Origin of the sequence: Chitinimonas sp. (assembly GCF_036568685.1) — a bacterium.
In the GTDB taxonomy this organism is placed as follows: Bacteria; Pseudomonadota; Gammaproteobacteria; order Burkholderiales; family Chitinimonadaceae; genus Chitinimonas.
Map to the genome: position 1 here is coordinate 1 of NZ_DATCSC010000003.1, position 20,890 is coordinate 20,890.

The 20,890-nt window shown below is 63.1% G+C and carries 22 protein-coding genes and 1 tRNA gene; 9 read left to right on the forward strand and 14 right to left on the reverse strand.

The genetic code is table 11. The features are described 5' to 3' along the window. A partial coding sequence (locus VIM95_RS00230) for a hypothetical protein (protein WP_331981295.1) occupies positions 1-644 on the forward strand: 644 nt, incomplete at its 5' end. Between the two features lie 157 nt (positions 645-801). On the opposite strand, the gene VIM95_RS00235 is transcribed toward VIM95_RS00230, so the two are convergent. Then, entirely contained in the window at positions 802-2,328 is a 1,527-nt protein-coding gene (locus VIM95_RS00235; protein ID WP_331981298.1) for a 2-isopropylmalate synthase, read from the reverse strand. 200 nt (positions 2,329-2,528) lie between these two features. Continuing rightward, on the reverse strand, positions 2,529-3,272 hold the full coding sequence (pssA, locus tag VIM95_RS00240) for a CDP-diacylglycerol--serine O-phosphatidyltransferase (RefSeq protein WP_331981301.1): 744 nt from the start codon (positions 3,270-3,272) through the stop codon (positions 2,529-2,531). A 147-nt stretch (positions 3,273-3,419) separates the two neighbouring features. Here pssA and asd point away from each other — a divergent pair, with 147 nt between their 5' ends. Next, positions 3,420-4,274, forward strand: a complete 855-nt coding sequence (asd, locus tag VIM95_RS00245) for an archaetidylserine decarboxylase (RefSeq protein ID WP_331981304.1) — start codon at positions 3,420-3,422, stop codon at positions 4,272-4,274. Positions 4,275-4,341: 67 nt separating this feature from the next. On the opposite strand, the gene ilvC is transcribed toward asd, so the two are convergent. From ilvC to VIM95_RS00260, 3 genes are all read right to left on the reverse strand, one after another. Beyond that, positions 4,342-5,358 carry a ketol-acid reductoisomerase gene (ilvC, locus tag VIM95_RS00250; RefSeq protein WP_331981307.1) on the reverse strand — a complete coding sequence of 339 codons (1,017 nt, stop codon included), beginning with the start codon at positions 5,356-5,358 and terminating at the stop codon, positions 4,342-4,344. A 61-nt stretch (positions 5,359-5,419) separates the two neighbouring features. Next, on the reverse strand, positions 5,420-5,911 hold the full coding sequence (ilvN, locus tag VIM95_RS00255; RefSeq protein WP_331981310.1) for an acetolactate synthase small subunit: 492 nt from the start codon (positions 5,909-5,911) through the stop codon (positions 5,420-5,422). Positions 5,912-5,924: 13 nt separating this feature from the next. Then, positions 5,925-7,685 (reverse strand): acetolactate synthase 3 catalytic subunit, encoded by a 1,761-nt coding sequence (locus VIM95_RS00260; protein ID WP_331981313.1) that lies wholly within the window; start codon positions 7,683-7,685, stop codon positions 5,925-5,927. A gap of 489 nt (positions 7,686-8,174) precedes the next feature. Between VIM95_RS00260 and VIM95_RS00265 the strand changes: the two genes are divergently transcribed. The 4 genes from VIM95_RS00265 (at position 8,175) to VIM95_RS00280 (ending at position 10,139) form a co-directional block, all read left to right on the forward strand. Continuing rightward, positions 8,175-8,744, forward strand: a complete 570-nt coding sequence (locus VIM95_RS00265; protein ID WP_331981316.1) for an RNA polymerase sigma factor — start codon at positions 8,175-8,177, stop codon at positions 8,742-8,744. Next, positions 8,741-9,118, forward strand: a complete 378-nt coding sequence (locus VIM95_RS00270) for a DUF3619 family protein (RefSeq protein ID WP_331981319.1) — start codon at positions 8,741-8,743, stop codon at positions 9,116-9,118. The genes VIM95_RS00265 and VIM95_RS00270 overlap by 4 nt, the downstream gene beginning before the upstream one ends. Beyond that, positions 9,118-9,534 carry a DUF3106 domain-containing protein gene (locus VIM95_RS00275; protein ID WP_331981322.1) on the forward strand — a complete coding sequence of 139 codons (417 nt, stop codon included), beginning with the start codon at positions 9,118-9,120 and terminating at the stop codon, positions 9,532-9,534. The genes VIM95_RS00270 and VIM95_RS00275 overlap by 1 nt, the downstream gene beginning before the upstream one ends. A gap of 74 nt (positions 9,535-9,608) precedes the next feature. Next, on the forward strand, positions 9,609-10,139 hold the full coding sequence (locus VIM95_RS00280) for an RDD family protein (protein WP_331981325.1): 531 nt from the start codon (positions 9,609-9,611) through the stop codon (positions 10,137-10,139). A 93-nt stretch (positions 10,140-10,232) separates the two neighbouring features. On the opposite strand, the gene lnt is transcribed toward VIM95_RS00280, so the two are convergent. The 9 genes from lnt to VIM95_RS00325 form a co-directional block, all read right to left on the reverse strand. After that, on the reverse strand, positions 10,233-11,756 hold the full coding sequence (gene lnt, locus VIM95_RS00285; protein WP_331981328.1) for an apolipoprotein N-acyltransferase: 1,524 nt from the start codon (positions 11,754-11,756) through the stop codon (positions 10,233-10,235). After that, complete coding sequence (locus VIM95_RS00290; RefSeq protein ID WP_331981331.1) at positions 11,753-12,625, reverse strand: HlyC/CorC family transporter; 873 nt, start codon at positions 12,623-12,625, stop codon at positions 11,753-11,755. The genes lnt and VIM95_RS00290 overlap by 4 nt, the downstream gene beginning before the upstream one ends. Positions 12,626-12,654: 29 nt before the next feature. Continuing rightward, positions 12,655-13,074 (reverse strand): VOC family protein, encoded by a 420-nt coding sequence (locus VIM95_RS00295; RefSeq protein WP_331981334.1) that lies wholly within the window; start codon positions 13,072-13,074, stop codon positions 12,655-12,657. After that, positions 13,071-13,580, reverse strand: a complete 510-nt coding sequence (gene ybeY, locus VIM95_RS00300) for an rRNA maturation RNase YbeY (protein WP_414648450.1) — start codon at positions 13,578-13,580, stop codon at positions 13,071-13,073. The genes VIM95_RS00295 and ybeY overlap by 4 nt, the downstream gene beginning before the upstream one ends. A 220-nt stretch (positions 13,581-13,800) precedes the next feature. Beyond that, a complete protein-coding gene (locus VIM95_RS00305; RefSeq protein WP_331981340.1) occupies positions 13,801-14,808 on the reverse strand; it encodes a PhoH family protein in 1,008 nt (335 codons plus the stop codon). A gap of 44 nt (positions 14,809-14,852) precedes the next feature. After that, complete coding sequence (locus VIM95_RS00310) at positions 14,853-15,317, reverse strand: GNAT family N-acetyltransferase (protein ID WP_331981343.1); 465 nt, start codon at positions 15,315-15,317, stop codon at positions 14,853-14,855. Beyond that, the gene (gene miaB / locus VIM95_RS00315; RefSeq protein WP_414648449.1) at positions 15,317-16,660 is read right to left on the reverse strand and encodes a tRNA (N6-isopentenyl adenosine(37)-C2)-methylthiotransferase MiaB; all 1,344 of its coding nucleotides are present in this window, start codon (positions 16,658-16,660) and stop codon (positions 15,317-15,319) included. Before miaB ends, VIM95_RS00310 begins: the two co-directional genes overlap by 1 nt. A 100-nt stretch (positions 16,661-16,760) precedes the next feature. Further along, positions 16,761-16,837 (reverse strand) — tRNA-Met (locus tag VIM95_RS00320). Between the two features lie 113 nt (positions 16,838-16,950). Continuing rightward, the gene (locus VIM95_RS00325) at positions 16,951-18,105 is read right to left on the reverse strand and encodes a class I SAM-dependent methyltransferase (protein ID WP_331981346.1); all 1,155 of its coding nucleotides are present in this window, start codon (positions 18,103-18,105) and stop codon (positions 16,951-16,953) included. A 50-nt stretch (positions 18,106-18,155) separates the two neighbouring features. Here VIM95_RS00325 and VIM95_RS00330 point away from each other — a divergent pair, with 50 nt between their 5' ends. The 3 genes from VIM95_RS00330 to VIM95_RS00340 all read left to right on the forward strand — a co-directional run bounded on the left by VIM95_RS00330 (position 18,156) and on the right by VIM95_RS00340 (position 20,865). Beyond that, positions 18,156-18,896 (forward strand): pteridine reductase, encoded by a 741-nt coding sequence (locus VIM95_RS00330; RefSeq protein WP_331981349.1) that lies wholly within the window; start codon positions 18,156-18,158, stop codon positions 18,894-18,896. A 236-nt stretch (positions 18,897-19,132) separates the two neighbouring features. Next, positions 19,133-20,080 carry a tRNA 2-thiocytidine(32) synthetase TtcA gene (gene ttcA / locus VIM95_RS00335; RefSeq protein WP_331981353.1) on the forward strand — a complete coding sequence of 316 codons (948 nt, stop codon included), beginning with the start codon at positions 19,133-19,135 and terminating at the stop codon, positions 20,078-20,080. Continuing rightward, positions 20,080-20,865: a polyamine aminopropyltransferase gene (locus VIM95_RS00340; RefSeq protein ID WP_331981356.1), complete on the forward strand. Its 786-nt coding sequence runs from the start codon at positions 20,080-20,082 to the stop codon at positions 20,863-20,865. The genes ttcA and VIM95_RS00340 overlap by 1 nt, the downstream gene beginning before the upstream one ends. The last annotated feature ends 25 nt before the right edge of the window (positions 20,866-20,890 follow it).

Sequence of the window (20,890 nt, forward strand, 5' to 3'; positions counted from 1 at the left end):
ATGCGGTAAAGATCACCGCCAGCATCAACGGCACCGTGATCAACGGCGGCACTCCGCTGAGCCTGACGGTAGCCGGCCAGAGCGTATTTGTGCGCCTGGGTACCGGTAACACCATCACCGTGCTGAACTCGACCCAGTACCAGATCCCCTACGCGGTGCTGGTGACCGATGCTGCGGGCAACCCGGTGGTCGGTGCACAGGTACAGATCCAGCTGCAGCCCTACCAAGGTACCTGGGCGTACCGCAAGGGCTTTTGGTATGTCGACGCCATCACCAATCTGTGGACCCAGCAGATCAACGACCAGTGCCGTAACGAAGACCGCAACCTGAACGGCATTCTGGAAGCGGGTGAAGACGACAACAACAACGGCCTGCTGGAGCCCGGCACCGTCGCGGCCGCCTCGCCGGCCTCGGTCACTACCGACAACACCGGCTCTGCCTTTGTCGCAGTAACCTATGGCAAGAACTACGGCAACTGGACCATGGTCAGCCTGACCGCCAAGACCACCGTGCAAGGTTCGGAATACCAGAACTCGGCCGACTTCATCCTGCCGCTGCTGGGCGATGACCTGAAGGACACCAAGACTTCCCCCCCGGGCCAGACCAGTCCCTTCGGCGTGAACAAGTGTAACGTACCTAACTAAGGTATACGCACTACCGAAAAGAGCCGCAGACGCGGCTCTTTTTTATTGGTCACCCTGCAGCATGGCCTCGGCTCCCCAGCAGAAGCGACCCAAGCAGATGCCAAATAGCAAAAGGCCCGCACCAGGCGGGCCTTTGCTATTGCCGCTACCAGGCTGACTAGACCTGCGGATGCGCCCGGACGGTATCGAGCGTGATGCGGTTCAACGCCGAGAGATAGGCCTTGGCCGAGGCGACAATGATGTCGGTATCCGCCCCCTGACCATTGACCACCTTGCCATGCTGCTGCAGGCGCACGGTGACCTCGCCCTGGCTGTCGGTGCCGCTGGTGATGGCATTCACCGAATAGAGCTGCAGCTCGCTGCCGCTGGCCACCAGCGACTCGATGGCCTTGAAGGTGGCGTCCACAGGCCCAGAGCCCACCGACTCTCCATGGCATTCGCGTCCTTCGTCGCTCAGCACCAGCTGTGCCCGCGGCTGCTCGCCCGTCTCGGAGACCACCTTGAGCGAGACCAATTTGTAGCGTTCGGTGGCGACCGCGTCCCCGATCAGGGAAAAGAGGTCCTCGTCGTAGATCTCGCGCTTCTTGTCGGCCAGCTCCTTGAAACGGGCAAAGGCGGCATTGAGCGCTTCTTCACCGGCCGGCAGAATGCCGAGCTCCTGCAAGCGGCTACGGAAGGCATTACGGCCCGAGAGCTTGCCCAGCGTCAGCTTGTTGTGGGTCCAACCTACCGATTCGGCCGACATGATCTCGTAGGTTTCACGGTGCTTGAGCACGCCGTCCTGGTGGATGCCGGACTCATGCGCGAAGGCGTTGGCACCGACGATGGCCTTGTTGGGTTGCACCGGGTAACCGGTGACGGTGGAAACGAGCTTGGAAGTCGGCACGATCTGGGTGGTGTCGATGCGGGTCTCGAGATCAAACACATCGCGACGGGTACGCACCGCCATGACGATCTCTTCCAGCGCCGCATTGCCAGCGCGCTCGCCCAGACCGTTGATGGTGCACTCCACCTGACGGGCACCGCCCATGACGGCAGCCAGCGAGTTCGATACCGCCATGCCTAGGTCGTTATGACAGTGCGCCGACCAGATCACCTTGTCCGAGTCGGCGGTACCCTCGATCAGCCGGCGGAAGAAAGCGGTGGTCAGGTGCGGTACGGCATAGCCCACGGTATCGGGCACGTTGATGGTGCGGGCACCGGCCTGGATCACGGCGTCGAAGATGCGGCACAGGAAGTCCGGCTCGGAGCGCAGCGCATCCTCGGCCGAGAATTCCACATCGTCGGTGTATTCCCGCGCCAGCTTCACCGCTGCTACCGCAGCCTCCACCACCTGGTCGGGCTGCATGCGCAGCTTCTTTTCCATATGGATGGGGCTGGTGGCGATAAAGGTGTGGATACGCCCGCTGGCGGCCGGCTTGATTGCCTCGCCGGCAGCGCGGATATCGCGCTCGTTGGCCCGAGCCAGCGAACAGACCGTGGCGTCCTTGACCACCTCGGCGATGGCATGGATGGCCTCGGCATCACCCGGGCTTGCGGCGGCAAAGCCGGCCTCGATGATATCAACGCCCAGCTTCTCGAGCTGGCGGGCGATCAGGATCTTCTCCTCGCGCGTCATGGCCGCGCCGGGGCTTTGCTCGCCGTCGCGCAAGGTGGTGTCGAATAGATACAGCCGCTCGCTCATGTTGTCGTCTCCAGTAACGATGGGTACTAGCAAAACAGCCGCTCGGTCATAAGACCGGGCGGCTGTTCGATTGTTCTAATTTTGGCTGGCTACTATAGCGCCAGCGTTCAGGCAGCAGCCCGAGGGTATGCAGTGTGGCGACGTGTCATACACCCGCAAGCAGGTAGGATCTGACAGCGTAGGAGTCTGCCCCATAGCGGTCAAGCTTTCCTCGCCGGACTGAAGCGTCGCCAGATGGCCTGCACATAGCCAGACAGGCCATAGGCCACAAACAGGCCGAACAGTGCCACCGGTGGACTGGCCGCAATGGCCACCAGGGCCAGTACGATAGGCAGCAGCACCACGAAGGGCACGGTCTTGCGCACGTTCACTTCCTTGAAGCTGTAGTAGCGCACATTGCTGACCATGGTCAGGCCGGCGAAGGCGGTCACTGCCAGCGCCAGCCAGCGCAGGGCCTCGCCGCCCCACTCCATCTCTAGCGAAACCCACACGAAGCCCGCCACCAGGGCCGCGGCCGTCGGCGAGGGCATGCCCTGGAAGTAGCGCTTGTCGGCCACCTCCAGCTGGGTATTGAAGCGGGCCAGCCGCAGGGCTGCTCCGGCGCAATAGATAAAGGCCACGATCCAGCCCAGCTTGCCAAAACCGCGCAGCATCCATTCATAGGACACCAGGGCCGGCGCCACGCCAAAGGACACCATGTCCGACAGCGAATCGAACTCGGCACCAAAAGCACTCTGGGTGTGGGTCATACGCGCAACACGGCCGTCCAGACCGTCCAGCACCATGGCCACGAAGATGGCCACCGCAGCGTATTCGAAGCGGTGGTTCATGGCTTGGACAATGGCATAGAAGCCGGCGAACAAGGCTGCCAGCGTAACGCTGTTGGGCAGCAGGTAAATGCTCTGGCGGCGCAGATTCAGGGCGCGCTTGGCATTGGGATGCATGGATGGCCTCGTGCTTGGCCCCGCGCCTACGTGAGGCACAGCGGCAATATTGAACCGGGGCCGCAATTTTAAACTAGCCCTTGCGCAACTGTCTTTGCGAGCGGTCACTGCGTTAGAATGCCCAGCTTCACTTTATCGAGAGCAACCGTGTCCGAGCGGCTATTTGTCCTACTGCAACACGTGCTGCCCAAGCTGGCGCTGACCCAGCTGGCCGGCGCCTTTGCCAATCGGCCGCAAAGCCCCTTGGTGCTCTCGATCATCCGGTCCTTTATCCGTCGCTACAACGTCAACATGGCCGAGGCCGCCAATCCAGACCCGGCCAGCTACCAGAGCTTCAACGACTTCTTTACCCGCGCCCTCAAGCCTGGCGCTCGCCCTCTGGCCAGCGCTGACCTGGTCTGCCCGGTTGATGGTGCCATCAGCCAGTTCGGCCCCATTGCCCGTGACCAGATATTCCAGGCCAAGGGCCACCAATACAGCACCCTGGCGTTGGTCGGCGGCGATGCCGCACTGGCAAGCCAGTTCGAGGACGGTCACTTCGCCACCATCTACCTGAGCCCGCGCGACTACCACCGCATCCACATGCCGTGCGAAGGCCGCCTGACGCAGATGATCTATGTGCCGGGCGAACTCTTCTCGGTCAATCCGGCCACCGCCCGCGGCGTACCCGGCCTGTTCGCCCGCAATGAGCGGGTGGTGTGCGTATTCGAGACCGCGCGCGGCCCCTTCGTGCTGGCCCTGGTAGGCGCCACCATCGTCGGCAGCATGGCCACTGTCTGGCACGGCGTAGTCAACCCGCCACGCCGCAAGACCGTGGAAGTATGGGACTACCGCGACCAGAACATCGTCCTCAAGCAGGGCGAGGAGATGGGCCGCTTCCTGCTCGGCTCCACCGTGGTGATGCTATTCCCCAAGTCGCAGCTCGGCTTCAATCCGGGCTGGGTACCTGCCGGTGCCGTGCAACTGGGCGAGCGCATGGCCGACTGGCCGGCGGCACAATAGTCCGCACCCGCTATCTGCAAAGAAAAAGGCCGGCATAGCCGGCCTTTTTCATGCCTCGCAGCAGTACTCAGTTCTTGCTCTGGTCCACCAGTTTGTTGGCCTTGATCCAGGGCATCATGTCACGCAGCTGCTCACCCACAGTCTCAATCGGGTGGGCGGCGTTCAGGCGACGACGCGCAGTCATGGCCGGGTAGTTGGTCTTGCCTTCCAGGATGAACATCTTGGCGTATTCGCCGGTCTGGATGCGCTTGAGGGCATTGCGCATGGCGGCGCGCGACTGCTCGTTGATCACCTCGGTGCCGGTCACATACTCGCCGAACTCGGCATTGTTGGAGATCGAGTAGTTCATGTTCGCAATGCCACCTTCGTACATCAGGTCGACGATCAGCTTGAGCTCGTGCAGGCACTCGAAGTAGGCCATCTCGGGGGCGTAGCCGGCTTCGGTCAGGGTCTCGAAGCCCATCTTCACCAGCTCCACCGCGCCGCCACACAGCACGGCCTGCTCACCGAAGAGGTCGGTCTCGGTCTCTTCACGGAAGTTGGTCTCAATCACACCACCCTTGGTGCCGCCGTTGGCTGCGGCGTAGGACAGCGCCAGGTCACGAGCCTTGCCGGACTTGTCCTGGTAGACCGCGATCAGCGACGGCACACCGCCACCACGCTTGTATTCGGAGCGCACGGTGTGGCCAGGCCCCTTGGGGGCGACCATGATCACGTCGAGGTCAGCGCGCGGCACGATCTGGTTGTAGTGGATATTGAAGCCATGGGCGAAGGCCAGTGCAGCACCTTGCTTGATATTGGGCTCGACATCGCGCTTGTAGACCTCAGGCTGGCTCTCATCCGGCAGCAGGATCATGACCACGTCGGCGTTCTTCACCGCCTCGCCCACTTCCTTGACCGCGAGGCCAGCGTTCTCGGCCTTGCTCCAGGAGGCACCACCCTTGCGCAGGCCAATGGTCACGTTGACGCCGGAATCCTTCAGGTTCAGGGCGTGGGCATGGCCTTGCGAGCCGTAACCAACGATGGTGACCTGCTTGCCCTTGATCAGGGAGATGTCGGCGTCTTTGTCGTAGAAAACTTTCATTTCGTATTCCTTTATATGCTTGGGGAGGGCCAGCGGCCGGCACGGCCTGCCGGTCTGGTCGTCAGATTTTCAGTATGCGCTCACCGCGGCCGATGCCCGAAGCACCGGTACGGACGGTTTCGAGGATCAAGGTACGGTCCACGCCATCGATAAAGGCATCGAGCTTGGAGCTCTCACCAGTCAGTTCGATGGTGTAGGTCTTCTCGGTCACATCGAGGATGCGGCCGCGGAAAATGTCCGCCATCCGCTTCATCTCCTCGCGGTCCTTGCCGGTGGCTCTGACCTTGATCAGCATCAGTTCGCGCTCGACATGGTCGGACTCGTTGAGGTCGATCACCTTGACCACCTCGATCAGCTTGTTGAGCTGCTTGGTGATCTGCTCGATCACATCGTCCGAGCCGCTGGTGACGATGGTCATCCGTGACAAGGTCGGGTCTTCCGTGGTCGATACGGTCAGCGAATCGATGTTGTAACCGCGAGCCGAGAACAAGCCCACCACCCGGCTCAGCGCGCCGGCTTCGTTTTCCAGCAGGATGGAAAGAATATGTCGCATGTCTCTCTCCTCCTTAGCTCAGATTGCCATAGTCGCGCTCTTTGGCGACGGTGCCTTGTTGCAGTTGGCGCATATGCGGCGGCAGGTCCATCTGGCTCAGGCCGCGGTTGTTCTGCACCATGGGGAAGACGTTCTCGGTCTGGTCGGTGATGAAGTCCATGAACACGAGTCTGTCCTTGAGCCGCATCGCCTCGCGCAGGGCCGGTTCCACATCTGCCGGCCGCTCGATCTTCATGCCAACATGGCCGTAGGCCTCGGCCAGCTTCACGAAGTCAGGCAGCGCATCCATATAGGATTCGGCGTAGCGGTTGCCGTAGAAGAACTCCTGCCACTGCCGCACCATGCCCAGGTAGCGGTTGTTCAGGTTCACGATCTTGACCGGCACGTGGTACTGCTTGCAGGTCGAAAGCTCCTGGATATTCATCTGGATGGAGGCCTCGCCGGTGATGCAGGCGACGGTGTCGTGCGGGTTGGCCAGCTGCACACCCATGGCGGCCGGCAGGCCGAAGCCCATGGTGCCGAGACCACCGGAGTTGATCCAGCGGCGTGGCTTGTTGAACTTGTAGTACTGCGCCGCCCACATCTGGTGCTGACCCACGTCCGAGGTCACGAAGGCGTCACCGCCGGTCACCTCGAGCAGCTTCTGCACCACAAACTGCGGCTTGATGATGTCGCTGTCGGCGTTGAAGCGCAGGCAGTCATGGCTGCGCCACTCCTCGATCTGCTTCCACCAGCCGGCCAAGTGCTCGGCATTGGGCCGTGCGCCGCTCTGGCGCAGCAAGGAGAGCATCTCGTCCAGCACGTCGCGCACGTTGCCGACGATGGGAATGTCGACCTTGACCCGCTTGGCGATGGACGATGGGTCGATATCGATATGGACGATCTTCTTGGGGGACGACAAAAAGTGCGAGGGTACCGAGATCACCCGGTCGTCAAAGCGTGCGCCCACGGCAATCAGCACATCGCAGTGCTGCATGGCCATATTGGCTTCATACAGACCATGCATGCCCAGCATGCCGAGGTTCTGCGGGTCGGTACCCGGGAAGGCGCCCAGCGCCATCAGGGTATTGGTGGCCGGCACGCCCAGCATCTTCACGAGCTCGGTGACCTGGCTGGAGGCATTGGACAGCACCGCGCCGCCACCGACATAGATCAGCGGCCGCTTGGCCTCAGTCAGAAGGTTGACCGCCTTCTTGATCTGGCCTGGGTGACCCTTGGAGGGCGGGTTGTAGGAGCGCAGGCTGACCGACTGCGGGTACTGGAATTCAGCCTTGGCCAGCGTGACATCCTTGGGGATGTCGACGATCACCGGGCCGGGACGGCCGGTGGTGGCGATGTAGAAGGCCTTCTTCATGGCACTGGCGATATCGCGCACATCCTTCACGAGGATGTTGTGCTTCACGCAGGGCCGGGTTATGCCGACCATGTCGACTTCCTGGAAGGCGTCCAGGCCGATGGCCGGTGTGGGCACCTGGCCGGAGATCACCACCAGCGGGATGGAATCCATATAGGCGGTGGCAATGCCGGTAATGGCATTGGTCGCGCCGGGACCCGAGGTCACCAGCGCCACGCCCACCTTGTGGCTGGAACGGGAATAACCGTCCGCCGCATGCACGGCCGCCTGCTCGTGGCGTACCAGCACATGCTTGAATTTGTCTTGCTTGAAGATTGCGTCGTAGATTTCGAGGACAGCGCCACCCGGGTAGCCGAAGACGAATTCAACGCCTTCTTCCTGCAAACAGCGGGTAACGATTTCCGCACCGGAGATTTCCATAATGTCTTCCTTGGTAAAGGGGACACAAAACAAACCACGGGCCCGTGTGGCGGACGATCAGACTCGGAATCAACCCGCACATCCGTGCGGGCGGGTATGCGCACCTGACGCCTTGGAAAAGACGCCAAGCCGCCGTACCGTTACCGGGACGACCGCGAAGCAGGGTCAACTGCTTCATGCCAACTTGCAACGAAAACCGTGATCTGCAACCAATGCAGCAAAAAAGCCTGTAGGACTTTTAGAAACGGCACGCAGGAACGCGCACCAGAGCCAACCGGGCTGTCACCGCGCCTTGCTTGTGGCAGGCGGATGAACATCGAGACTTGCTGCCGATGTGGCACTTGCGAGCGAGTCTGGCTGCAAGCGCCTTCGGTGGCGGAGAGGATGCCGTGACCATAGCCGACCGGCCATCACCCGGTCAAGTGTCGCAATGCAACAAGCTGGGTAGCTTTGCTATCATTCGCGCGCACTAATGGACCTGGACCCATCTTGACCCAAGCGGAACACCTGTCTCAATTCCTTGCCGACGTCGAACGCCGCGCCTTTCGCCAGGCTATGTTCGCCGTGCAGAACGAGGATGCGGCACTGGACCTGGTGCAGGATGCCATGCTCAAACTGGCCGAGAATTACGCCGACCGGCCGGCCGACGAATGGCCCATGCTGTTCCAGCGCATACTGCAGAACGCCATCCGCGACCATTACCGTCGTAGCAAGGTCCGCTCCATGTGGGTCAGCCTGCTCTCGGCCCTGGCCCCTGCCAAGGAAGCCGACGAGGAAATCGACCCGCTCGACACCCTGCAGGTAGAGCCGGCCAGCGAAGCATTGCAGCCGCCTGATGAGCAAGCCGAACGGGCAAGCCTGAGGCGCGCAATCGACGAATGCATCGCAAAGTTGCCACTGCGTCAACGGCAAGCCTTCCTCCTGCGTTACATGGAGGAGCTGGACGTAGCCCAGACCGCAGCAGCCATGGGTTGTTCGGAAGGCAGCGTCAAAACACATTGCTCCCGCGCCTGCCATACTTTGGCAGAATGGCTGCGGGAAAGAGGGGTAGGACCATGACCCAACACATCGACCCAGAAGATCTCGGCCGCCAGGCCGGCCGCGAGCTGGCACAAGCGCCCCTGACGCTGCGCCAGCAAACCCGGCTGGCCGCCGGGCGCGAGAAGGCACTGGCAGCTTCCGCTGCGCAGAAGGCGCCGGTGCGCCTCCTGGCTGGCCTGCAGGGCTGGTCGGTGCGTCACCCTAGCGGTTCGCGCCGGCTGGGCCAGGCGGCCTGGGTCGCCATCATGCTGATGGCGGGTTTGGTGTGGTGGCATAACCAGCCTGATTCCTTCATCGACGATGACGTCGACACCCAACTCCTGGCCGACGAAGTGCCGATGGAAGCCTGGCTGCTTGATCAAGCCGACATGACCGGGCAGGGACAGTCCTGATGCGGTTGTTGCGACTCGCGGTCACGCTGGCCCTTGCGCTGCATGTCTGCGCCTGGGCGGCGCCGGAGCCGACGGCACCGGCCTGGAACGCCCTCACCCCGGCGCAACGCAGCGTGCTGGCACCACTGGCACAGGACTGGGAAAGCTATTCCGCCGGCCAGCGCAAGCATATGGTCCTCTTGGCCAACCGCTACCCTACCCTATCGCCCGACGAGCGCAGCCGTATCGATACGCGGCTCAAGGGCTGGGCCAGTCTCAGCAAGGCTGAACGGCAAAAAGCCCGCGAGAACTACAAGAAGGTGCAGAAATTGCCACCCGAGCAGCGTGCCGTAGTGAAGGAAAAGCTCAAGCAGGCCCAGGCCACGCCAGCACCGCAACCCGCAGCGCCGTCACCTGCGCCAACCCAGACCCCCTGAAGCACCGCCCGGCACTGGCGTAGTGCCGCCCAAAGCCGTATCGTGGCGGCCTTATCGTCGTAGGCCTCATCCCCATGCCGCATGAACACCCGCTGGCGCCCTTGTGGCGGCGCCTGGTCGCCTTGTGCTACGAATCCCTGCTGCTGTGCGCCGTGTTGATGGTCAGTGGCGGGGCCTTCCAGCTGCTGCTGGGCGGGGCCGGCATCGGTGCCACCCAGATCGCCGACAGCCCCGTTTGGCGCAATGTGCTGGGCGTCTACTTGCTGGCCGTGCTGTATGGCTACTTCGCCTGGTGTTGGGGTCGTGGCGGGCAGACCCTGGCCATGAAGACCTGGCGCCTGCAATTGCGGACCCAGGCCAACCAACTGCCTGGCGCTCGTGCCATCACCGTGCGCTTTCTGCTTGTCCTTGTGGCCTACGCCCCGCCGCTGCCCACCTATGTCTATGGCAAGCATATGCCGAACCTCAAATGGCTGTTCTGGACTTCCTGCGTCCTGGCCGCCCTGCCCTGGCTGTGGGCCTTGGTGGACAAGGAAAAGCAGACCCTGTTCGACCGGCTGGCCGGCACCCGGGTCGTGCTCCTGCCGGTTGCACGGGCAGACTGAACAAGCCCCGCGGAAACAGGGAGATATAGGCCCAAATAGTGAAAAAGCGCCGGGAAACCCCGGCGCTTTGCATTTGGCAGCCGCCAGCGCGTCTCAGTGGCGCCGTGCCATCCAGCGGGCCAGCACCAGACCTGCGCCAGCCAGGATGAGTGCGGCCACATTGCCCCAGCGCAGATAGGGCGTCTCGCCGGTGCGGCCCTGCACGGTGGCGTAGAGCACTCCCTCCACCCGCTCCGGCAGCTTGGCCAGGTAACGGCCGTGCGCGTCGATGGCGGCGGTGGTGCCGCTATTGGTGGCACGCAGCATGGGTCGACCGGTTTCCATGGCACGCGCCTGGCTGATCTGGCCGTGCTGGGCCAGCGCGGCCGAGCCGTCAAACCAGGCCAGGTTGGAAAGATTGAGCAGCAGGGTGGCCTGCCGCGCATTGGGCAGCAGTTCCTCGCCAAACACGTCCTCGTAGCAGATGTTGGCGGCGATGCGCTGGTCGCGCACGTTCAACGGCGTCTGCACCGGCCCGCCCGAGCTGAAGTCCGCCAGCGGCATCTGCAGGATATTGTCGTAGATCCAGGCAACCAGCGGCCGCATGGGCACGAACTCACCAAATGGCACTAGGTGGGCCTTGTAGTTGGCCGGACGACGTGGGTCGCTCAGCAGCACCGCGCCGTTGTAATAGCGCTGGCTCTGCGCATCCAGCCGGGGCGCACCGGCGATCAGGGCGGCATCCTGCTTCTTGGCCATGGCCAGCATGGCGGCAAGATAGTCCGGGTAGTACTGATCCATATCGTGCAAAAAGATCGGAAACGCCGTCTCCGGCAGCACGATCAGCTCGGCCTTGGCATCGCGCACCAGGCGGTAGTAGGTATCGAGGTTGTAGAGCAGATCCTCCATGCCCCATTTGCGGTTCTGTGGAATGGCGCCCTGCAAGAGGGCCACCTTGAGTGGCTTGCCGCTGGCTTGGGTCCACTCGATCTGCCCCAGGGGGTAACCTACGAGGCAGAGCAACAGGCCCGCACCCAGCACCAGCGCAGCGGCACGATCCAGCGGCCGCCCGACCAGCCAGGCCAACATGCCCGCCAGTAGCGCCAAGAGGCCTCCCACACCATAGATACCCAGAATGGGCACATAGCCCGCCAGCGGCCCTGACGGGACTTGGCTATAACCGACCGAGGCCCAGGGGAAGCCGGTAAACAGCCAGCCACGCAACCACTCGCCCAGCAACCAGCAGGCAGGCAAAGCCACCAGCAACAGGGCAGCACGAACCGTACCGGCCCAGCGGCGCGCGCCCCAGGCAACGACGGCCGGGTAGAGCCCGAGGAATGCCGCCAACCCCAGCACGGCAAGACCGGCCAGCAGGGCCGGCATGCCGCCATAAGTATGCAGGCTGATATAGATCCAGTGGATGGTGCCAGTGAAGTAGCCCAGGCCCCAGGCCCAAGCGATGACGGCGGCCTTTCTCGGCGTTGCCGCCACATCGACCAGGCCGAACAGCAGGGCCAGGGAAAGCAGCAGCAAAGGCCACACGCCGTAGGGCGCGAAGCCAAAGACCGCGGCAGCACCGATCAAAAAGGGCGGTAACAGGCCGGCAAGCAGACGCGTCGCCGCGCGGACGCGACTCACGCCGCTTCCGCCACGTGCGTGGCCTCGCGTTCGATCAACAGAGTGTGGATGCGCCGACTATCCGCCCGCAGCACCTGGAAGTGGTAGCCACCAAAGCTCACTGCGTCACCACGCTTGGGCACCCGGCCGAATTCCGCCACCACGAGGCCGCCAACGGTATCGATACCGTCATCGCTATAACTGGCACCGACCACGGCATTGAAGTCTGCCACCGGCGTAATGGCCTTGACCCGCCACCGGCCCTGCCGATCCTGCAGGATGTTGTCCTCGGTCTCGTCGAAGTCGTATTCGTCCTCGATATCGCCGACGATCTGCTCGACCACGTCTTCGATGGTGACAAGGCCCGCCACACCGCCGTACTCATCCACTACCACCGCCAAGTGGTTGCGGTTGGCGCGGAACTCCTTGAGCAGCACGTTGAGGCGTTTGGATTCGGGGATAAAGACCGCCGGGCGCAGCATATCGCGGACCTTGAAATCGTGGCCGGCGTAGTAGCGCAGCAGGTCCTTGGCCAGGAGGATGCCGAGGATATTGTCCTTGCTGCCCTCAAAGACCGGAAAGCGGGAGTGGCCGGTCTCGATGATGTAGGGGATGAACTGCTCGGGCGGATCGTTGACGTCAATGACGTCCATCTTGGAGCGGGGGATCATCACATCGCGCACCTGCAGATCGCCCACCTGCAGCACACCTTCGATCATGGCCAGTGCGTCGGCATCCAGCAGGTGTCGCTCGAAGGCGGAGTGCAGCAGCTCGACGAGCTCCTCACGGTCTTCCGGCTCGCGCAGCAGGAAGGCGGTCAGCCGTTCCAGCCAGTTGGGTTTGTGGGGGGGAGGGTTCTTGGTCGCGGTGCGACTAGAGGGCAAGTCCATGGCGATGGGTGGGAATGACAATGGGAAGATTATAGCCGCGCATCGTCACCGTCGCGTGACGGTGTGGCGGCTTCGTAAAACTCGATGGGCAGACCGTCTGGGTCGGCGCAGAAGGTAAAACGGGCGCCGGTGTATTCATCCACACGCACACCCTCATGGGCCACGCCGTGCGCCTCAAGCCGGCGCAGCACCGCGTCGAGGTCCGTCACCCGGAAGGCCAGGTGGCGCAAGCCCAGCGCCTCTGGCCGGCTGGGCCGTGGCGGTGCCGCGGGGAAGGTGAACAGCTCCAGTTGCCCGCCGTCCGGCAGGCGTACATCCACCTTCCACGAGTCGCGCGTGGTGCGGTAGTGCGCCGCCAGCTCCTGTCCCCCCAGCACGTCGAGGTAGAAGTGTCGCGCGGCAGCGAGGTCCGCCACAATGATGGCGACGTGATGGAAACCCGCGATCATGCCTCGGCGTCCGGCGCGCCCTTCTCCAGCAGGTAGGGGTCGGGGTAACCCAAGAGCTGCAGGATGGCGGTTTCCAGCGCCTCCATGGCCTCGGCCTCGATATCGTCCATATGATCGTAGCCCTGCAGGTGCAGCACGCCGTGCACCACCAGGTGGGCCCAGTGCGCTTCCGGGGTCTTGCCCTGTTCCTTGGCTTCGCGCTCGACCACCGGCGCGCACAGCACCAGGTCGCCCATCACTACGTCTTCCATGCCGGGCACCGGCTCACCCTCGTTGAAGGCAAAACTCAGCACATTGGTGGCATAGTCCTTACCGCGATAGTCGCGATTGAGGGTGCGCCCCTCCTCCTCGTCGACAATGCGCAGGGTGATCGAGGCATCCAGGCCCGCCTCAATGGCGGCAGCGGCCCAGTGCTTGAGCAGCTTCTTGGCCGGCACACCCTTGGGCTTGTGAGCATACTGCACGCTGATATCCAGCGCCGGCTCGGCGGCTTCGTCCGCCTCCAGCTCAAGCGGCTCCTCGTCACGCTCCACCACCACCCGCAGCGCATTGGCCGCACCAGGGCGCAGCACCAGCCGCGCCGGCAGGCCCTCCTCGGCCGGGGTGCCGATCAGCACGCCCTCGCCATCGGCCAGGAGCTGCAGCTCGCTGCCGTCACCCAGCACCAGGCGCAGGGCCTCGGCTTTGATCTTGCGTTGCTTGCCATCGGCGTCGACGGCGTATACCTCAAGCTTGCTCATTGCTGTTCCCACTCTGGCCCTGGGCCTTTTCACGCGCCAAAGCGCCATCGCGCTTTTCATAGGCGTCCACAATCTTCTGTACCAAGGGATGGCGCACCACGTCGTCGCTCTTGAAGAAGTGCAAGGCGATGCCGCGCACATTCTGCAGCACGGTCTGGGCATCGATCAGGCCGGACTTCTGGTTGCGCGCGAGGTCGATCTGCGTCACGTCGCCGGTCACCACCGCCTTGGAACCAAAGCCGATCCGGGTCAGGAACATCTTCATCTGCTCGGGGGTGGTGTTCTGCGCTTCATCCAGAATGATAAAGGCGTGGTTCAGCGTGCGGCCGCGCATAAAGGCCAGCGGCGCCACCTCGATGATGCCGCGCTCAAAGAGCTTGGTAACCTTGTCAAAACCCATCAGGTCGTAGAGGGCATCGTAGAGCGGGCGCAAATAGGGGTCGACCTTCTGCACTAGGTCGCCGGGCAGAAAGCCCAGCCGTTCACCGGCCTCGACCGCCGGGCGCACCAGCACCAGTCGCTTCACCAGGTCGCGCTCCAGCGCGTCCACCGCGCTGGCCACCGCCAGATAGGTCTTGCCAGTACCGGCCGGGCCGATGCCGAAGGTGATATCGTGCTCCTGAATGGCACGCAGATAGTGATTCTGCCGCGGGGTACGGCCACGCAGGTCGGCGCGCTTGGTCAAGAGCGCCGGCATACCGTCCTCGGTCACGGCATCGGTCGGGTGAGCCAGCTCGATCAGACCCAGCTGGATCTCCTCGACCTCGACCGGGCGGCGCGAAATGACATAGAAGCGCTCCAGCAATTCGGCCGCCAACTTGGTCTGGGCCACCCGGCCCGAAATACTGAAATGCTCGCCGCGGCGAGCGATATCGACCTCCAGGCCGGTCTCGATCTGGCGCAGGTTCTCGTCCAGCGCGCCACACAGGTTGGCCAGCCGGGCATTGTCGATGGGTTCAAAGCTGAGTTCGCGGGTCGCGTGGCGCGTGGTCATGTCATCCTTGATGGTGAAGAAGCCACTGCCGCACCGGCAATGGCTTAAAGGCGTTTTTCGTGGCTGCGCTGGGGATGGCCAATAATGCGACGATAGCCCAGGCTCTCGTAAAAATGCATGGCCGGGGTCGCATTGGTATAGAGCACCAGGCGCTTGAAGTGTTGCGCAGCGTGTGCCTCGATGGCTGCCAGCAGAGCATGGCCCACGCCATGGCTGCGGGCCTCGGGGTGCACGTAGACCCGCCGTACCCGCCCCAGGGTATCGTCGTCACAATCGCGGTTCAGGCCACCGATGCCGACCAGGCGATCGTCCAGCCAGACCACGAAGAAGGCTTCGCCTTCATGGTCGAAGCGGTTGTCGCCGCAGCACCAGTCCTGCCGCAGGCGAGTCAGGAAGCGGAAACCCTCGGCCTCGCCCAGCGCATACAGCGCCTCAACCTCGGCGGGCAAGGTCTCGCCCACCCGCTCGACACGCAGGCTGTCTGCACTGACCGCCTCCATCGTGCTCATCAGGCGGCCACCGTCTCGCGGGTGACGATCTCGCCGCGCAGGCTGTGCGGCATGGCTTCGGTGATCAGGACTTCCACAAACTGGTTCAGCAGCCGGTCGTTGCCAACGAAGTTGACGATGCGGTTGTTGTCAGTACGGCCAGCCAGTTCTCGTTCATCCTTGCGAGCCTTGCCCTCGACCAGTACGCGCTGGACGGTACCGACCATGCGGCGGTTTTCTTCCTGGGCGAATTCTTCGATGCGGGCCTGCAGGCGCATCAATCGCTTGACCTTGTCCTCGTGGCTCACATCATCGGGCAGGTCGGCGGCGGGCGTGCCGGGGCGGCGGCTATAGATAAAGCTGAAGCTGGCGTCGAAGCGCACATCCTCGATCAGCTTCATGGTGCGCTCGAAGTCCTCGTCGGTCTCGCCGGGGAAGCCAACGATAAAATCACTGGAGAGGCAGATATCCGGGCGCGCCTCGCGCAGCTTGCGGACGATGGCCTTGAATTCCAGCGTGGTGTAACCGCGCTTCATATTCACGAGCGTGCGGTCCGAGCCGGCCTGTACCGGCAGGTGCAGGTGCGATACCAGCTTGGGCAGGGTCTTGTAGCAGTCGATCAAACGCTGCGTCATTTCCTTGGGGTGGCTGGTGGTGTAGCGGATCCGCTCGATGCCGGGGATCTCGTGCACATATTCCAACAACAGGGCGAAGTCGGCGATCTCGCCGTCTTCCATCTTGCCCAGGTAGGCATTGACGTTCTGGCCAAGCAGGGTGACTTCCTTGACACCCTGCTGCGCCAGGCCGGCAATCTCTACCAGCACATCCTCGAAGGGGCGGCTGACTTCCTGGCCACGGGTATAGGGCACCACGCAGAAGGAACAGAACTTGGAGCAACCTTCCATGATGGAGACGAAGGCGGAACCACCCTCGACCCGCGCCGGTGGCAGATGGTCGAACTTTTCGATCTCCGGGAAGGAGATGTCGACCTGAGAAGAGCCAGTGGCACGCTTTTGCGCGATCAGTTCAGGCAGGCGGTGCAGGGTCTGCGGGCCGAATACCACGTCGACATAGGGGGCACGCTTGACGATGGCCTCGCCTTCCTGGGAGGCGACGCAACCACCGACGCCGATCACCAGGTTGGGGTTGAGCAGCTTGAGCTCGCGCACGCGACCCAGGTCGGAGAACACCTTCTCCTGCGCCTTTTCGCGCACCGAGCAGGTATTGAACAGGATGACGTCGGCCTCTTCCGGGTTGTCGGTCTTGGTCAGCCCTTCCGCTGCGTTCAACACGTCCACCATCTTGTCCGAGTCGTACTCGTTCATCTGGCAGCCAAAGGTCTTGATGAAGACTTTCTTGCTCACGCTAATCCACCCTGGAATCAAGGCCTTATATTACGCCCGCAACGGCAAAAGCGCATAAGGCAAAAGCCCGCCACCTTCCGGCGACGGGCTTTAAAAAACCTGGTGGCTATGACTGGACTTGAACCAGTGACCCCAGCATTATGAGTGCTGTGCTCTAACCAGCTGAGCTACATAGCCAACAAAGAGGGCGCGATTATCCCCATCACCCCGCCCTTCGTCAACACCTAAATACGCACGCCGGCAGAATCCACCTTCCATGAGGCAGCGATGCCACGCCGCAGCCCGCCCACCTAAAGCGCGCCAGAGCGGTCGTCACGGCGAAAGCCGGGCAGCAAGGCCGGCAATTCCAGCCCTTTGGAAAAGCCGATCACCTTGAAGAGCTCACCCATCTCGGCCGGCCCCAGCAGCTTCTGTACGGCAGCGGCCGCCTGGAAGTAGTCGCTAGCTGTCGGATCCAGCAGGGCCAACTCATCCAATAGACCCGCATCGATCAGGAAGGACGCCTGCGAGGTATAGCCCTCCAATTGCCAGCCGGCCTCAGTTGCCGCCTGGTAGATGGCGGAGAAGTCCACATGGGTGGTGATGTCTTCCAGCCCAGGCAGGTGGAAGGGATCGTCGTGGCTATGGTGGCGGTAGTGGCACATCAGGGTGCCCTGGTGGCGCTGCGGGTGGTAATACTCATCCCCCGCAAAACCGTAATCCGGCAGAATCAGCGCGCCCTGGCGGGTGGCTGCAGCCAGCGAGGCGACAAAACCCTGCGCCTCCCACTGGATCTCGGTCAGGTACCCCTCAGGCAGATCCCGCCCCGCCAAAACGCCGATCCGGCCAGGGTCCTTGATGGGCCGGTCCCGCCAGGCGAAACGCGCCTCCTCCAGCACCACGCCACGCTCCAGCCAGGCGCCATCGTGGCGATGTAAAAGCATGCAGGGCATGGCATCCAGCACCTCATTGCCGACCATGCAGCCGACAAAGTCCTGCGGCAAGGCGCTCAGCCACGCCACCCGCGGCAACAGCTCGGGCACCAATCTCGCGAGCGTCTCGCGCTGCCGTTCGGCCAGCTCGCCCGACAGCTCCAGTATCAGATAGCGCCGCGGCAGGCGCTCGAGCCTTTGCAATGCGCGCAGCAGGTCGGCCGCCAAGCGGCCACTGCCGGCACCGATCTCCAGTACATCGCCACCGGTCTGCGCCAGCACCTTGGCCACCGGTTGTGCCAAGCTGCTGGCAAACAAGGGACTGAGCTCGGGCGCGGTGACAAAGTCACCAGCGGCGCCGAACTTGCGGCTACCGCCGCTGTAGTAGCCCAGGCCCGGAGCATAGAGCGCCAGCCGCATATAGTCGGCAAAGGGCAGCCAGCCGCCGACGCGCTCGATCTCGGCGCGGATCAGCGCCTGCAAGTCCTCGCTCGCAGCAAGCTGCGTGGCATCAGGGGCCGGAAGGGATGTCATATGTTAGATTCGCAGCAATACATAGGCAGGCAGTTTAACGAGGGCCGCACATGCAAGGCAAAGTAGCACTGGTAACCGGGGGCGCCAAACGGGTGGGCGCCAGCATCGTGCGGCGGCTGCACGGCGCAGGCTGGAATGTGATGCTGCACTACCGCAGCTCCACCCAGGAGGCGCGCGCTCTGGCGGCCGAACTGAACCTGCAACGCCCCGGTTCAGTGGCCCTCACCCAGGCCGACCTGCTCAATATCGCCGGCCTGCCGGTACTGGTGCAGCAGACCCTGGCCCAGTTCGGCCGGCTCGACGCCCTGGTCAACAACGCTTCCAGCTTCTTCCCCACCCCACTCGGCGAGATCAACGAAGAGAGCTGGACCGACCTGATAGGCAGCAACGTCAAAGCCCCGCTGTTCCTGGCCCAGGCTGCCGCGCCAGAACTCAAGAAGACGCAGGGTTGCATCGTGAGCATCGCCGACATCCTGGTCGACCGCCCCATGCGCCAGCACGCGGTCTACACCATAGGCAAGGCTGGCATCGTGGCCATGACCCGCGCGCTGGCGCGCGATCTGGCACCGGAAGTCCGGGTGAACGCGGTGGCGCCGGGCGCCAATGTCTGGCCGGACGACGAGTCGGTATTCGACGAGGTGCACCGTCAACGCATCATCAGTAGCATCCCGCTCAAACGCGTAGGCGAGCCGGATGATCTGGCCCGTACCATCCAGTTCCTGATCGAGGACGCCCCCTATATCACCGGCCAGATCATCAACGTCGACGGCGGGCGTAGTGTCTATCTCTAGCTCCCTGGTGAAGGCCGACCACTCGCGTCAGCGAGTAAGGGGTGATTTCGAGGTGCACCAAAACCCCCAGACGAGCGAGGTCGTTGCCACCTTCAGGTAGCTTACTGCTTCGACCTCCTCCGCGCAGGGAACAATCGGGCGGCGGGGCGCCGTACGGCGCGATAACCGCTTGTAGAGCGCCCCAAGAAAAAACCCTGTAAAATCACGCCCTTTTCGCATTTCCGGGTGCCCCAGCCATGGACGCCGCAGTACAGAAACCTAGCCTGACCGAGGCCGAGCAAAAGGCCAAATACAATACTGACAAGCTGACCAAGCGCCTGCGCCATGCCGTTGGCGACGCCATCAACGACTTCAACATGATCGAGCAGGGTGACCGGATCATGGTCTGCATGTCGGGCGGCAAGGACAGCTACACCATGCTGGACATTCTGCTCAGCCTGCAAAAGAGCGCGCCCATCGACTTCGAACTGGTGGCGGTCAACCTGGACCAGAAGCAGCCGGGCTTTCCCGAGCACGTGCTGCCCGAATACCTGGCCGAGCAGGGGGTCGAGTACCGCATCATCGAGGAAGACACCTACTCCATCGTCAAGCGCGTGGTGCCCGACGGCAAAACCACCTGCGGCCTCTGTTCGCGCCTGCGCCGCGGCATCCTCTACCGGGTGGCGGATGAGCTCGGTTGCACCAAGATCGCCCTGGGCCACCATCGCGAGGACATCCTCGAGACCTTGTTCCTGAATATGTTCTACGGTGGCAAGCTCAAGGCCATGCCGCCCAAGCTGGTAAGCGACGATGGCAAGCACATGGTGATCCGCCCGCTGGCCTACTGCCGCGAGAAGGATATCGAGCGCTATGCTGCCGCCCGCGCCTTCCCCATCATCCCGTGCAATCTGTGTGGCTCGCAGCCCAATCTGCAGCGCGAGGCTGTCGGCCAGATGCTGAAGGACTGGGACAAGCGCTTCCCCGGCCGGCTGGAAAGCATGTTCCGCTCGCTGCAGAACGTGGTGCCCTCCCACCTTGCCGACACCCAGCGCTTCGACTTCAAGGGTTTAGTAACCCAAGACAGTCCCTACGAAGATGGTGACACCGCCTTCGATGCACCGGAGCTGCCCAGCCAGCCGGCCGACCATCCCTTCGCCGGCCTGAGCATTCTCGACAGCCGCGACAAACTGAATGGGTGCCACTGATGCGGCGCTTCGGCAAACGGGTCCACAAGGACTTCAACGACGACGTAGTGGTGGACGTCAGCGAAAAGGACGGTATCCGCTCGCTGCACCTCGGTTCGGAAGCGATTCAAAGCTCAATGCGGGTACGTGACCCCTATGAGCTGGTACTGGGCTACAGCCGCTGCATGTTCGCCTTTCTGCTGTTCCGCGACGTACCGCGCGAGGTGCTGCAGATCGGCCTGGGCGGTGGCTCGATCAGCAAGTTCATCCATCGCCACATGCCCACCACCCGTTCGGTGACGGTGGAGTTGCTGCCGCAGATCGTCAGCGTGGCGCGCTCCATGTTCTTTCTGCCGCCAGATGACGAGCGCCTCGAGGTTATCGTCGGCGACGGCGCCCAGCACATCGCCGCCATGAGCCACCAGGTGGATGTGATCCTGCTGGACGCCTTCGGCCCAACCGGCATTGCCGAATCGCTGTCGACCGAGGACTTCTTCGGTCGCTGCCGTGAGCAGCTGACCGACGATGGCGTACTGCTGGTCAATCTATGGGGCTCTGACCCGAAGTTCGGCGCCTACGTGGACCGGCTGACCCGCGCCTTCGACGGCCTGGTGCTGTGTCTACCGGCCCGCCAGCGCGGCAATGTGACCGCCCTCTGTTTCAAGCGCGGCTGCAACAGCCCAACCTGGGACTCGCTACGCGAGCGGGCCGCCGTGCTGGAAGCCCACTTCCCGCTCGAATTCGGCGAGTTCGTTGCAGATATGACCCGCATGAACACTCATAACGACCGCCGCCTGCTGATCTAGTCCCGCGCCCCGGGGCACTCGTCCA